Annotated in this window: 11 protein-coding genes; 4 read left to right on the forward strand and 7 right to left on the reverse strand. The window is 69.3% G+C overall.

All coding sequences use genetic code 11. The annotated features are described in order from the left end of the window. Positions 1 to 28: 28 nt before the first annotated feature. The 3 genes from FB381_RS20745 to glmS all read right to left on the reverse strand — a co-directional run bounded on the left by FB381_RS20745 (position 29) and on the right by glmS (position 3,889). Positions 29 to 1,507, reverse strand: coding sequence for an NAD(P)H-hydrate epimerase (locus tag FB381_RS20745; RefSeq protein WP_141782034.1), 1,479 nt, complete (start codon positions 1,505 to 1,507; stop codon positions 29 to 31). Positions 1,508 to 1,660: 153 nt separating this feature from the next. Further along, positions 1,661 to 2,014, reverse strand: a complete 354-nt coding sequence (locus FB381_RS20750; protein ID WP_141782035.1) for a holo-ACP synthase — start codon at positions 2,012 to 2,014, stop codon at positions 1,661 to 1,663. 27 nt (positions 2,015 to 2,041) lie between these two features. Beyond that, entirely contained in the window at positions 2,042 to 3,889 is a 1,848-nt protein-coding gene (gene glmS, locus FB381_RS20755) for a glutamine--fructose-6-phosphate transaminase (isomerizing) (RefSeq protein ID WP_141782036.1), read from the reverse strand. Positions 3,890 to 3,959: 70 nt separating this feature from the next. Between glmS and coaA the strand changes: the two genes are divergently transcribed. Then, positions 3,960 to 4,925, forward strand: coding sequence for a type I pantothenate kinase (gene coaA / locus FB381_RS20760; protein WP_141782037.1), 966 nt, complete (start codon positions 3,960 to 3,962; stop codon positions 4,923 to 4,925). Between the two features lie 127 nt (positions 4,926 to 5,052). Here coaA and glmM read toward each other — a convergent pair whose 3' ends face one another. From glmM to rplM, 3 genes are all read right to left on the reverse strand, one after another. Then, on the reverse strand, positions 5,053 to 6,408 hold the full coding sequence (gene glmM, locus FB381_RS20765; RefSeq protein ID WP_141782038.1) for a phosphoglucosamine mutase: 1,356 nt from the start codon (positions 6,406 to 6,408) through the stop codon (positions 5,053 to 5,055). A 101-nt stretch (positions 6,409 to 6,509) separates the two neighbouring features. Further along, positions 6,510 to 7,010: a 30S ribosomal protein S9 gene (gene rpsI / locus FB381_RS20770; protein WP_141782039.1), complete on the reverse strand. Its 501-nt coding sequence runs from the start codon at positions 7,008 to 7,010 to the stop codon at positions 6,510 to 6,512. A gap of 14 nt (positions 7,011 to 7,024) precedes the next feature. Further along, complete coding sequence (rplM, locus tag FB381_RS20775) at positions 7,025 to 7,468, reverse strand: 50S ribosomal protein L13 (RefSeq protein ID WP_141782040.1); 444 nt, start codon at positions 7,466 to 7,468, stop codon at positions 7,025 to 7,027. Between the two features lie 391 nt (positions 7,469 to 7,859). Between rplM and rocD the strand changes: the two genes are divergently transcribed. Further along, positions 7,860 to 9,098, forward strand: a complete 1,239-nt coding sequence (gene rocD, locus FB381_RS20780; protein ID WP_246088236.1) for an ornithine--oxo-acid transaminase — start codon at positions 7,860 to 7,862, stop codon at positions 9,096 to 9,098. A gap of 80 nt (positions 9,099 to 9,178) precedes the next feature. On the opposite strand, the gene FB381_RS20785 is transcribed toward rocD, so the two are convergent. Then, positions 9,179 to 9,763 carry a TetR/AcrR family transcriptional regulator gene (locus FB381_RS20785; RefSeq protein WP_246088237.1) on the reverse strand — a complete coding sequence of 195 codons (585 nt, stop codon included), beginning with the start codon at positions 9,761 to 9,763 and terminating at the stop codon, positions 9,179 to 9,181. A gap of 49 nt (positions 9,764 to 9,812) precedes the next feature. Here FB381_RS20785 and FB381_RS20790 point away from each other — a divergent pair, with 49 nt between their 5' ends. Then, positions 9,813 to 11,342: a flavin-containing monooxygenase gene (locus FB381_RS20790; RefSeq protein WP_141782042.1), complete on the forward strand. Its 1,530-nt coding sequence runs from the start codon at positions 9,813 to 9,815 to the stop codon at positions 11,340 to 11,342. Further along, complete coding sequence (locus FB381_RS20795; RefSeq protein WP_141782043.1) at positions 11,339 to 12,175, forward strand: SDR family NAD(P)-dependent oxidoreductase; 837 nt, start codon at positions 11,339 to 11,341, stop codon at positions 12,173 to 12,175. The genes FB381_RS20790 and FB381_RS20795 overlap by 4 nt, the downstream gene beginning before the upstream one ends. Positions 12,176 to 12,189 lie beyond the last annotated feature (14 nt).

Raw genomic sequence — 12,189 nt, forward strand, 5'->3', positions numbered from 1 at the left:
GGTGTCCAGGGTAGTTGCTGGGCAGTGCTCAGCGGTGCACGGGGGAGACAGCGGGGAGCGATCGGATGACCGCGGGGATCGCGGCGGCGACACCGCTGGCAGTGACCGGGCCCTCCCGGCGCTCGCGCGTGTCGAGGCCGCCGCTCGCGGCCAGGCTCGCCGCCGCGCCGTGCAGCCAGGCACCGGCCGAGGCGGCGTCGATCGGGGCGAGCCCGGCGGCGAGCAGCGACCCGATCAGCCCGCCCAGCACATCGCCCGACCCTGCGGTCGCCAGCCACGAGGTGCCGGTCGTGTTCACCCGCACGGGCGTGTCGGGATCCGGCGATGCGATCGTGGTGCGCCGCCCCTTGAGCAGCACCACCGCCTGGAACCGCTTGGCCGCGAGCCTGGCGTAGTGCAGCGGCCGCGCCTCGATGTCGCGGCGGTCCTCCCCGATCAGCGCCGCCAGCTCGCCCGCGTGCGGCGTCAGGATGGCTGGTACGCCCAAGGGCCCGGTCAGCGGTCGGAGGCTGTCGGCATCGATGACCAGAGGTACGCCGCTGGCCCGCGCGAACGCGAGCGCACTGTTGGCGCCGTCGGCACTGCCGGAGCCGACCACCCAGGCCTGCGCCTGGCCGTCGCCGACGACCTCCGGGTTGCGTCGCTTGACCCATTCGGCGGCGGTGCCGACGTAGCGGACCATCCCGGCCAGCCCGGTGTTGGCGCCGGAGACGGCCAGCAGCGCGGCGCCGGGATAGGTGGCGCTGCCGACGCGGAGGCCGACGACTCCGCGGGTGTACTTGTGCCCGTCGGGCGCCGGTCGCGGCACCAGGGCGGCCACGTCGGCAGCCTCGAGGCTCTCGATGGCAGGGGTGGGCAGGTCGAGGCCGATGTCGACCAGCCGCACCTTCCCGCAGGCCGAGGCCGCCGGGTCGAGCAGATGACACGGCTTGTGGGTGCCGAAGGTGACCGTCAGGTCGGCGCTCACGTGGGAGCCGTCGATCTCCCCGGTGTCCACGCCCACTCCGCTCGGGGTGTCCACGGAGACCACCGGGATCCCGGCGAGCGCGGCCAAGGCCGACTCGGCCTCCGGCCTGAGTCCGGGTGTGCCGCCGATCCCGACGATCCCGTCGATCACGACGTCGACCGTGGTGGTCTCGAGACGGGCTCGCCGGCGCTCGTCCGGCTCGACCGGCGTCGATTCCTGACCCACACAGTGACCTCCCGCCGCCGTGAGCGCGGCCCGCCCACCGGCATGCACTCGGTCCGACAGCAACCACGCCTCGACCTGCGCGCCACGACGGGCGAGCACCGCGCCGGCGTACAACGCGTCTGCGCCGTTGTCGCCACTCCCGACGAGCAGGACGATCCGGCGGCCATAGGCACTGCCGTGACGTTCCCGAAGGAGGTCGATGACTGCATAGGCCAGACCAGTCGCCGCGCGCTGCATCAACGCGCCCTCCGGCAGGCTCGCCATCGAGGCCTTCTCCGCCGCTCTGAGCTGCTCGACCGAGTGCGCACGCCGCATGAGCCCACCCTACGCGCCACGACGGCTGCCCTGACGCAAGACCGTCTCCCGCGATCTGACTGACTGGTCAGTCAGATCGCGGGAAACGGGTCTCAGCGCGAGGCGGCCAGTGGCGCAGACGCCGGCTGGCATGGGGAGGCCGCCGAGTCGAGGTCAGTCCTCCAGCACGACCATCGCCGAGGCGATCCCGGCATCGTGGGAGAGCGAGAGGTGGACCGTGGCGACACCGAGCTTCGTGGCCTGCTCCAGCACCGTGCCGCGCAGCTCGAAGCGCGGCTGCCCGGAAGCTTCTGAGATCACCTCGGCGTCGTGCCACTCCATCCCCTGCGGCGCGCCGAACGCCTTCGCGAGGGCTTCCTTCGCGGCGAACCGGGCGGCCAGCGAGGCCACCGGCCTGGTCGCCTCGGCGGCCGTGAACAGGCGATCGCGCAGTCGCGGCGTACGCTGCAGCGACTCCTCGAAGCGCGCGATGTCGCAGACGTCGATCCCGACGCCGAGCACAGCCATCAGTGGACCTCCATCAGCGCATCGCCGTCACTCGACCGTGACCGACTTCGCGAGGTTGCGCGGCTGGTCGACGTCGAGGCCGAGCTCGGTGGCGAGCTGGCACGCGAAGAGCTGCAGCGGCACGACGGCGACGAGGGGCTGCAGCAGCACCGGCACCCGCGGCAGCCGGATGATCGAGTCGGAGACCGAGTCGACGGAGTCGTCGCCCTCCTCGACCAGCGCGATGGTGCGCGCGCCACGCGCCCGCACCTCCATGATCCCCGAGCGCATCTTGTCGTGGAGGAAGTCGCGCCCGCGCGGGGGCACGATGCACCAGATCGGCAGGCCCTCCTCGACCAGCGCGATCGGGCCGTGCTTGAGCTCGCCGGCGGCGAATCCCTCGGCGTGCAGGTAGGCGAGCTCCTTGAGCTTGAGCGCGCCCTCCAGGGCCACCGGGTAGCCGGCGTGGCGGCCGAGGAACAGGAACGCCCGGCGGTCGGCGTACTCGCGTGCCAGCTCGTAGACCTGCGGCGCCGTCTCCAGGGTCTGGGCCACGGCCTCCGGCATCGCCTCGAGCTGGGTCATCACGCCGTCGACCTCGTCGCCGTACATCGTGCCCTTGACCTGCGCGAGGTAGAGCGCGAGGAGATAACAGGCGACCAGCTGGGTGAGATAGCCCTTGGTGGAGGCGACCCCGATCTCCGGGCCGGCGTGGGTGTAGATGACCGCGTCGGACTCGCGCGGGATCGTGGAGCCGTTGGTGTTGCAGATCGCGAGCACCTTGGAGCGCTGCGAGCGCGCGTGCCGGATCGCCTGCAGCGTGTCGGCGGTCTCGCCCGACTGCGAGATCGCGACCACGAGCGTGGAGTTGTCGAGGATCGGGTCGCGGTAGCGGAACTCGGAGGCGAGCTCGACCTCGACCGAGATCCGGCACCAGTGCTCGATGGCGTACTTCGCGACCATGCCGGCGTAGAACGACGTGCCCGCGGCGATGATGATGATCTTGGTGACCTCGCGCAGCTCGTCGTCGTCGAGCCGCATCTCGTCGAGGTGCAACGACCCCGAAGGCGTACGCCGCCCCAGCAGAGAGTCGGCGACCGCACGCGGCTGCTCGAGGATCTCCTTGCGCATGAACCAGTCGTGACCGTCCTTCTCGGCGGCGGAGAGGTCCCAGTCGATGTGGAAGGGGCGACCCTCGGCGGCAGACCCGTCGAAGTTGCTCACCTTCGCACCGGCGCGGGTGATCGTGACGACCTGGTCCTGGTCGAGCTCCAGCGCCTCGCGGGTGTGCTCGATGAACGCGGCGACGTCGGAGCCGAGGAACGACTCGCCCTCGCCCAGACCGACCACGAGCGGACTGTTGCGGCGAGCGGCGACGACCCGGTCGGGGTCGTGCGCGTCGACGGCCACGAAGGTGAACGCACCCTCGAGCTGCGAGCAGACGCGCTGCATCGCGACGGTCAGGTCGGCTCCGTCTGCGACCTCGCGCTCGAGCAGGTGGGCGGCGACCTCGGTGTCGGTCTGCGACCCGAACTCGTGCCCGGCCTGCTCCAGGGAGGCGCGCAGCTCGGCGAAGTTCTCGATGATCCCGTTGTGCACGACCGCGACGCGCCCGGTGCGGCCGAGGTGCGGGTGGGCGTTGCCGTCGGTCGGACCGCCGTGGGTCGCCCAGCGGGTGTGGCCGATGCCGGTCGTGGCGGCCGGCAGCGGGGAGTCGGCGATCGCCTTCTCGAGGTTGGCGAGCTTGCCGGCCTTCTTGTCCACGGCGAGGGCTCCGTCGGCGGCGATCAGCGCGATCCCCGCCGAGTCGTAGCCGCGGTATTCCAACCGCCGCAGGCCATCGATCACGACGCCCTGCGCCGACCGGTCTCCTACGTACCCAACGATGCCGCACATGGCGGTTGATCCTACGGCTCTCGTGGGCCCCATCAGGAAGCGGCGGTGGATGTGCGTAACAATCGTTGCCATGTCACACCCCGGGCCACACGGCGACGACCGCGGCTCCTCGCCCTACGTCGAGCTCGATCGAAGCGCGTGGGCGGAGCTCGCCACGGAGACCGAGAGCCCGCTGACCGAGACCGAGATCGAGTCGTTGCGTGGCCTCGGCGACCAGATCGACCTCAACGAGGTCGAGGAGGTCTACCTGCCGCTGAGCAGGCTGCTCAGCCTCTACGTCAGCGCCTCCGACAGGCTCCACGACCAGCAGGAGCTGTTCCTCGGCAAGACCATGCCCGCGCGTACGCCCTTCGTCATCGGCGTCGCCGGATCCGTGGCCGTCGGCAAGTCGACCACCGCCCGTGTGCTCCAGCAGATGCTCGCCCACTGGCCCGAGCACCCCAACGTCGCGCTCGTCACCACCGACGGATTCCTCTACCCCAACGCCGAACTCGAGCGACGCGGGCTGATGGACCGCAAAGGGTTCCCGGAGTCCTACGACCGCAAGGCGCTGCTCCGCTTCCTGGTCGACCTCAAGTCCGGCGAGGACGAGGTGCACGCCCCGACCTACTCCCACCTGACCTACGACGTCACCGACCAGAGCGTGGTCGTCAAGAAGCCCGACATCGTCATCCTGGAGGGTCTCAACGTCCTCCAGCCCTCCCGGGTGCGCGCCGACGGCACCATCTCGCTGGCCCTCTCCGACTTCTTCGACTTCTCCGTCTACGTCGACGCCGGCTCGCGAGACATCAAGCAGTGGTACGTCGACCGCTTCCTGCGCCTGCGCGAGACGGCCTTCCGCGACCCGTCGTCCTACTTCACGAAGTACGCGGCCCTGAGCCACGACGAGGCCATCACCCGAGCCACCGAGATCTGGAACGAGATCAACGGCCCCAACCTCCGCGAGAACGTCCTCCCGACCCGCTCCCGCGCCACCCTCGTGCTCCGCAAGGACCGCGACCACTCGGTGCGGTATGTGAGGTTGCGGAAGATCTGAGGTCGGGCGGGCGTCCCAGGGATACCCGGTCGACCGGGTATCCCTGGACTTGAAGGGTGTTTCAGTGCCCGTCAAGTCCATGAATACCCGGTCGAACGGGTATTCATGGGGCCAGAGTGACGAACGATCAGAGCGCGAGCCGCGCCCGGACCACGTCGGCGAGCCGCTCGGCGCAGGCCTCGGCGCCTTCGTGCGTGGGGGCCTCGACCATGACGCGTACGAGGTTCTCGGTGCCGGAGGGGCGCAGCAGCACGCGGCCGGAGCCGGCGAGAGCGGCCTCCTCAGCGGCGACGGCCTCGAGGAGCCCGTCGTCGGTCTTGCAGCGGGTCTTGTCGACGCCCTTGACGTTGAGCAGCACCTGCGGAAGCCGGGTGACGACGGAGGCCAGGTCGGTCAGGGTGCGTCCGGTGAGGGTCATCCGCTGCAGGACGTGGAGGGCGGTGAGGATGCCGTCGCCGGTGGTGGCGTGGTCGCTCATGATGATGTGGCCCGACTGCTCGCCGCCGATGGCGTAGCCGCCGCGGCGCATCTCCTCGAGCACGTAGCGGTCGCCTACGGCGGTCTGCTTGACCTCGAGGCCGGCGCCGGCCATCGCCTTGACGAAGCCGAGGTTGCTCATCACGGTGACGACCACGGTCTTGGACGGGAGCCGGCCGGCGTCGTGGAGGCCGAGGGCGAGGATCGCGATGAGCTGGTCACCGTCGACCAGGTTGCCGTCGCCGTCGACGGCGAGGCAGCGGTCGGCGTCGCCGTCCCAGGCGAAACCGACGTCGGCGCCGTGCTCGAGCACGGCCTTCTGCAGCATCTCCGGGTGGGTCGAGCCGACGCCGTCGTTGATCGAGAGGCCGTCGTTGGAGTCGTTGATCGCGATGACTCTCGCCCCGGCCCGCTCCAGCGCCAGCGGGCCTGCGGCGGCGGCCGCACCGTTGGCGCAGTCGACCACGACGGTCAGCCCGTCGAGCTGCCGGTCGAGCGTGGAGATCAGGTGGGCTGCGTACGTCTCGACGGGGTTCTCATGGGCCGAGATGCGGCCGACGGACGCGCCTGTCGGACGGTCCCAGGACTCCTCGAGGTGAGCCTCGATCCGGTCCTCGAGCACGTCGTCGAGCTTGTGCCCCCCACGCTGGAGGAACTTGATGCCGTTGTCGGGCATCGGGTTGTGCGAGGCCGAGATGACCACGCCGAGGTCGGCTCCGAGGGCCGCGGTGAGGTGGGCGACGCCCGGGGTCGGCAGCACACCGACGTCGATCACGTCGCAGCCGGCCGAGGCCAGGCCACCAGCGACCGTGGCCTGCAGGAACTGCCCCGAGATGCGGGAGTCGTTGCCGACGACGGCCAGCGGCTTGCGGCCGGTGCCAGAGCCACGTAGCTCCTCTGTCAGGACCAGTGCGGCAGATGCCGCCAGGTTCTGGGCGAGCGAGGCGGTGAGGACCTCGCCGTTCGCGAGACCGCGAACACCGTCAGTGCCGAAAAGGCGTGCCACGTCCCTGTGACCTTCTTTCGTACGTCGGCCCCCGCCCGAAAAAGAGGTTGGGGTGCCTCGTTGCGAGGCACCCCAACACAATAAGAGGCTCTGTCAGCCAATCAGCGCTTGCTGAACTGCGAGGCCTTGCGGGCCTTCTTGAGACCAGCCTTCTTACGCTCGACGACGCGGGCGTCGCGGGTGAGCAGACCGGCCTTCTTCAGGGTCGGGCGGTTGGACTCCTCGTCAACGGCGTTGAGCGAGCGGGCCACGCCGAGACGCAGCGCGCCGGCCTGGCCGGCGATGCCGCCGCCGTCGATGCGGGCGATCACGTCGAAGCGGCCCTCGAGCTGCAGCGCGGCGAACGGCTCGTTCGCGATCTGCTGGTGCAGCTTGTTGGGGAAGTAGTCCTCGATCGTGCGACCGTTGATGGTCCACTCGCCGGTGCCCGGGACGATCCGGACGCGGGCGACGGACTCCTTGCGGCGGCCGGTGGCGGCAGCCGGGGCGATGGTCGCCGGGCGCTCGGGAGTGTCGGCGGAAGCGGCGCTCTCGGAGGTGTAGGCGAGGCCCTGCTCGTCGGTCTGGAAGGTCTCTTCGACCTCTGCGGTGTTCTCAGTCATGTTCTGGTCCTGGCTCACTGGGCGATCTGCTTGATCTCGAACGGGACGGCCTGCTGCGCGGTGTGCGGGTGCTCAGGGCCGGAGTAGACCTTCAGCTTCTTGAGCATCTGCCGACCGAGCTTGTTCTTCGGCAGCATGCCCCAGACCGCGGTCTCGATCGCCTTGCGAGCGTCCTTCTCGAGGATCTCACCGATCGGGGTGGCCGTCAGACCGCCCGGGTAACCGGAGTGGCGGTAGGCCAGCTTGGTGGTCTTCTTGTTGCCGGAGAGGGAGACCTTCTCGGCGTTGATGACGATGACGAAGTCGCCGGTGTCCGCGTTGGGCGCGAAGATCGCCTTGTGCTTGCCGCGGAGGAGCTCAGCGGTCTGGACCGCGAGGCGGCCGAGACGGACGTCGGTCGCGTCGATCACGAGCCAGGCGCGCTCGATGTCGCCCGGCTTGGGAGCGTAAGTACGCACGTGTGCCTTCTTAGTAGTTCGTTGTGCCCGCCCAGCGGATGCATGCAGCGGGATGTTGCTCTCGTGGCCTCTGACGAACACTGCCCGGCTTGCCCCACGGTGGACCATCTTGATGAGGCCACCGTGACCATCCGGATCTGCGCCCCTGACCGTGTGGCCGACCACCCAGGGTCGTACACAGCAGGACGCGGCAGGAGCCACGACTTCCCAAGGTTACGAGTCCGCCCGCGACAGAGACAAATCACAGAGACATCACGGCGTGAGACCGCACCGATGGTCCTCGACCTGTGGCGTCGGCAGCCCAACACGGCGTACGCTTTGCATGATTGTCTGACAATCAGATGATCTTGATCCACCACCCCGAACCAGCACCACGAGATGGAGGAGTGCGATGACCCTGCTGAACGAAGCCCCGGACACCGCCGCGACCAGCCTGACCCCCACCGCGTTCGCGGCCGCCGAGGCGCACTCCGCGCACAACTACCACCCCCTCGAGGTCGTGATCTCCCACGCCGAGGGCGCCTGGGTCACCGACGTCGACGGCCGCCGTTGCCTCGACATGCTGGCCGGATACAGCGCGCTCAACTTCGGCCACGGCCACCCCGGCCTGCTGGCCGCGGCCCGTGAGCAGCTCGACAAGGTCACCCTGACCTCGCGCGCGTTCGTGCACGACCAGTTCGCCGAGTTCACCGAGCGGCTGGCCGCGATGTGCGGCAAGGACATGGTGCTGCCGATGAACACCGGCGCCGAGGCGGTCGAGACCGCGATCAAGGTGGCCCGCAAGTGGGGCTACGACGTCAAGGGCGTGCCCGCCGAGCAGGCCGAGATCATCGTGATGGCCGGCAACTTCCACGGCCGCACCACCACGGTCGTCGGCTTCTCCGACGACGCCGACGCCCGCGACGGCTTCGGCCCGTTCGCCCCCGGCTTCGTGATGGTCCCGTACGCCGACCTCGCCGCCATCGAGGCCGCCATCACCCCCAACACGGTGGCCGTGCTGGTCGAGCCCATCCAGGGTGAGTCCGGCGTCGTCATCCCCGGCGACGAGTTCCTGCCGGGTCTGCGCGAGCTGTGCACCCGCGAGAACGTGCTCTTCGCCGCCGACGAGATCCAGGCCGGCCTCGGCCGCACCGGCTACACCTTCGCCTGCGACCACGCCGGCGTGAAGCCGGACATGTACATCCTCGGCAAGGCGCTCGGCGGCGGCATCGTCCCGGTCTCGGCGGTCGTCGCCGACCGCGACGTGCTCGACGTGATCGGGCCTGGCCAGCACGGTTCGACCTTCGGCGGCAACCCGCTCGCCTGCGCCGTCGGCACCGCGGTCATCGACCTGCTCGAGACCGGCGAGTTCCAGGCCCGCGCCGAAGCGCTCGGCCAGGTGCTGCACGCCCGGCTGAAGGCGATGGTCGGCAACGGCATCGTCGACTTCCGCACCCGCGGCCTGTGGGCAGGCGTCGACATCGACCCGGCTGTCGGCACCGGGCGCGAGATCTGCGAGCGCCTGCTCGCCCGCGGCGTGCTCGCCAAGGACACCCACGGCTCCACCATCCGCCTCGCCCCGCCCCTGGTCATCGACGAGGACGACCTCCACTGGGCTCTCGACCAGCTCGAGGCCGCCGTGTCGGCCTGACCCCTCCGGCGGGGTGTAACACGCTGTTACACGGACTATCCGGTCGTTCTGAACGACCGGATAGTCCTACGAACAGCGTGTTACCCCTGCTCGAGCATCTCCAGCAGCGTCAGCAAAGAGCCCGCCAGGATGCTCAGCAGCTCCTCACGAGACAGCCCCGCGGGGTCGGTCTTCCACGACAGCACGAGCTCCTCCGACATCGCCTGCCACCCTCGGACGAGCAGTCGCGCCGCCGGGGAGTCGGTGACGAAGTCGGCTCCCGCGTCGAAGATCCGGCCCCCGAGTGCACCGAACGCCTCGTCGTAGATCTTCCGCAGGACCGGGTCGCTCGCGGCGCCGCGGACCATCGAGACGTAGCCCTCGTAGTTGGCGTCGACGAAGTCCACATAAGCGGTCATCGACGCCAGCAGGCGCTCGGCCGCATCCCCCGTAGCCGGCGGCGCGGTCTGGGCGACAAGGTCGGCCGCGGCGCGGCGTACGACCGCTTCACGGAAGGCGACCTTGTCGCCGAAGTAGTGATAGAGCAGCCCGCGCGAGATGCCGGCCTCGCGGGCCACGACGTCGATCGAGAGCTCGTCGAGCGAATGGGTGGCGAAGAGGCGTACGCCGAGGTCGAGCAGCTGCTCGCGGCGCTGCTCGGGCGTGAGTCTCGTCCGTTGGCTCATGCCATCCATTCTATTGACACTCGTTCAATAGGCAAGCCATACTCGAAGTATGACCACTGCTGACCACACCCATGTCGACCACCTGATCGTCGGTGCCGGCTTCGGCGGCCTGTGCGCGGCGATCAAGCTCGAGGAAGACGGCGAGCGCGACTTCGTCGTCATCGAGAAGGGCTCCGGCGTCGGCGGCACCTGGCGCGACAACACCTACCCCGGCGCTGCCTGCGACGTCCCCAGCCAGCTCTACAGCTACTCCTTCGCCCTCAACCCCGACTGGTCGATGAGCTTCTCGCCCCAGCCGGAGATCGAGGCGTACATCAGAGGTGTCGCCGAAGGCTCCGGCACCCTCGACCGCTTCGTCTTCGACACCGCGATGACCTCCGCGACCTGGGACGAGACCCAGCAGCGCTGGCTCGTCGAGACGGAGGGCAAGGCCGGGAAGAAGACGTACGCGGCGACCACCGTCATCGCCGGCCCCGGCGCCCTCAGCGAGCCGCGACTGCCCGAGATCGAGGGCATCGAGGACTTCCAGGGCGAGATCTTCCACTCCGCGAAGTGGAACCACGACGCCGACCTCACCGGCAAGCGGGTCGCGGTGATCGGCACCGGCGCGAGCTCGATCCAGATCGTCCCGGAGCTGCAGGAGCGCGTCGCCCACCTCGACGTCTACCAGCGCACCGCGCCGTGGGTGATCCCGCGCAACGAGCACCGCTACACCAAGGCCGAGAAGCTCGCCTTCCGACACATCCCCGGCGTCCAGAAGCTGGCCCGCACCGCGATCTACTGGGGCCGCGAGGCGTACGTCCCCGCGTTCGCATGGAAGCCGAAGCTCGCCGCTCCGGCCAAGGCGATGGCCAAGCTCAACATCCGCCGTGGGATCAAGGACCCCGAGCTGCGCCGCAAGGTGACGCCCGACTACGAGATCGGCTGCAAGCGCATCCTGATCTCCAACCGCTACTACCCCGCCCTCGACGCCGACAACGTCGACCTGATCACCGACGGCATCGCCAAGGTGACCGGCAGCTCGATCGTGGCCAAGGACGGCACCGAGCGCGAGATCGACGTGCTCGTGGTCGCCACCGGCTTCTACACCACCGACCTGCCGATCGCCCACAGCGTCGTCGGCAGCAAGGGCCGCACGATGAGCGAGCGGTTCGCCGAGACCGGGATGAGCGCCTACAAGGGCACCACGATCCCCGAGTTCCCCAACCTGTTCTTCGTGGTCGGGCCCAACACCGGCCTGGGCCACTCCTCGATGGTCTTCATCATCGAGTCCCAGGTGGCCTACATCCGCGACGCGATCCGGACGATGCGTACGAACGCGTACGCCACCGTCGAACCCACCGAGGACGCCACCTCCGCGTGGAACGACGACCTGCAGCGCAAGATGGGGCCGTCGGTGTGGTCCCAGGGCGGCTGCGCGTCGTGGTATCTCGACGAGCACGGCCGCAACACCACGCTGTGGCCGAGCTTCACGTTCCTGTTCCGCCACCTGACCAGCACGTTCGACGTCGACAAGTACGTCGTCACCGCCGCCAACGGCCAGCAGGCCGACAAGACCCAGGAGAGTGTTTCCGCATGAAGTCCTTCGACGACAAGGTGGTCGTGATCACCGGAGCCGGCTCCGGCATCGGCCGCGCCCTCGCGCTCAACTTCGCCGGCCGCGGCTCCCGCCTCGCCCTCTCCGACGTCGACGAGACCGGGCTGGCCGAGACCGTCGACCTCGCCAAGCAGGCCGGGGCCCGCGAGCTCAAGCAGGACAAGCTCGACGTGGCCGACCGCGAGGCCTTCACGACGTACGCCTCCGACGTCATCGCCCACTTCGGCCAGGTCAACGTGGTCATCAACAACGCCGGCGTCGCGCTGTCGGGTCGCGTCAACGACCTGGACTGGAAGGACATCGACTGGATCATCGGCATCGACTGGTGGGGCGTCGTGCACGGCACGAAGCTCTTCCTCCCGGCCCTGATCGAGTCGGGCGACGCACACATCGTCAACATCTCCTCGCTGTTCGGCCTCGTCTCGATGCCCGACCAGGCGTTCTACAACGCCGCGAAGTACGCCGTGCGCGGCTTCACCGAGGCGCTGCGCGAGGAGATGCTGATCGACGGCCACAAGGTCGGCATCACCTCGGTCCACCCCGGCGGCATCAAGACGGCGGTCGCCCGCAGCGCCCGGGTCTCGGCCAAGGACGACCAGGCCGCGACCGCGAAGTTCTTCGACGAGAAGCTCGCCAAGATGGAGCCGGAGCGGGCCGCCGAGATCATCATCAAGGGCATCGAGCGCAAGCAGGCCCGGGTGCTGGTCGGCCTCGACGCCCACGTGATCCACAACTTCGGCAAGTTCACCGGCTCGCGTTACCAGGACCTCATCGCGATGGGTGCGAAGTACGTCCTACCGAAGAAGAACGGCTGATCCTGCCCTTCTCG

It is taken from the genome of Nocardioides albertanoniae (genome assembly GCF_006716315.1).
Classification (GTDB): Bacteria; Actinomycetota; Actinomycetes; order Propionibacteriales; family Nocardioidaceae; genus Nocardioides; species Nocardioides albertanoniae.

Excerpts from the sequence above, each read along its gene's own strand:
- rocD (WP_246088236.1), top strand. The coding sequence starts at position 7,860 with ATGACCCTGCTGAACGAAGCCCCGGACACCGCCGCGACCAGCCTGACC.
- rpsI (WP_141782039.1), bottom strand. The coding sequence starts at position 7,010 with ATGACTGAGAACACCGCAGAGGTCGAAGAGACCTTCCAGACCGACGAG.
- FB381_RS20750 (WP_141782035.1), bottom strand. The coding sequence starts at position 2,014 with ATGGCTGTGCTCGGCGTCGGGATCGACGTCTGCGACATCGCGCGCTTC.
- FB381_RS20745 (WP_141782034.1), bottom strand. The coding sequence starts at position 1,507 with ATGCGGCGTGCGCACTCGGTCGAGCAGCTCAGAGCGGCGGAGAAGGCC.
- FB381_RS20795 (WP_141782043.1), top strand. The coding sequence starts at position 11,339 with ATGAAGTCCTTCGACGACAAGGTGGTCGTGATCACCGGAGCCGGCTCC.
- FB381_RS20790 (WP_141782042.1), top strand. The coding sequence starts at position 9,813 with ATGACCACTGCTGACCACACCCATGTCGACCACCTGATCGTCGGTGCC.
- glmS (WP_141782036.1), bottom strand. The coding sequence starts at position 3,889 with ATGTGCGGCATCGTTGGGTACGTAGGAGACCGGTCGGCGCAGGGCGTC.
- coaA (WP_141782037.1), top strand. The coding sequence starts at position 3,960 with ATGTCACACCCCGGGCCACACGGCGACGACCGCGGCTCCTCGCCCTAC.
- FB381_RS20785 (WP_246088237.1), bottom strand. The coding sequence starts at position 9,763 with ATGAGCCAACGGACGAGACTCACGCCCGAGCAGCGCCGCGAGCAGCTG.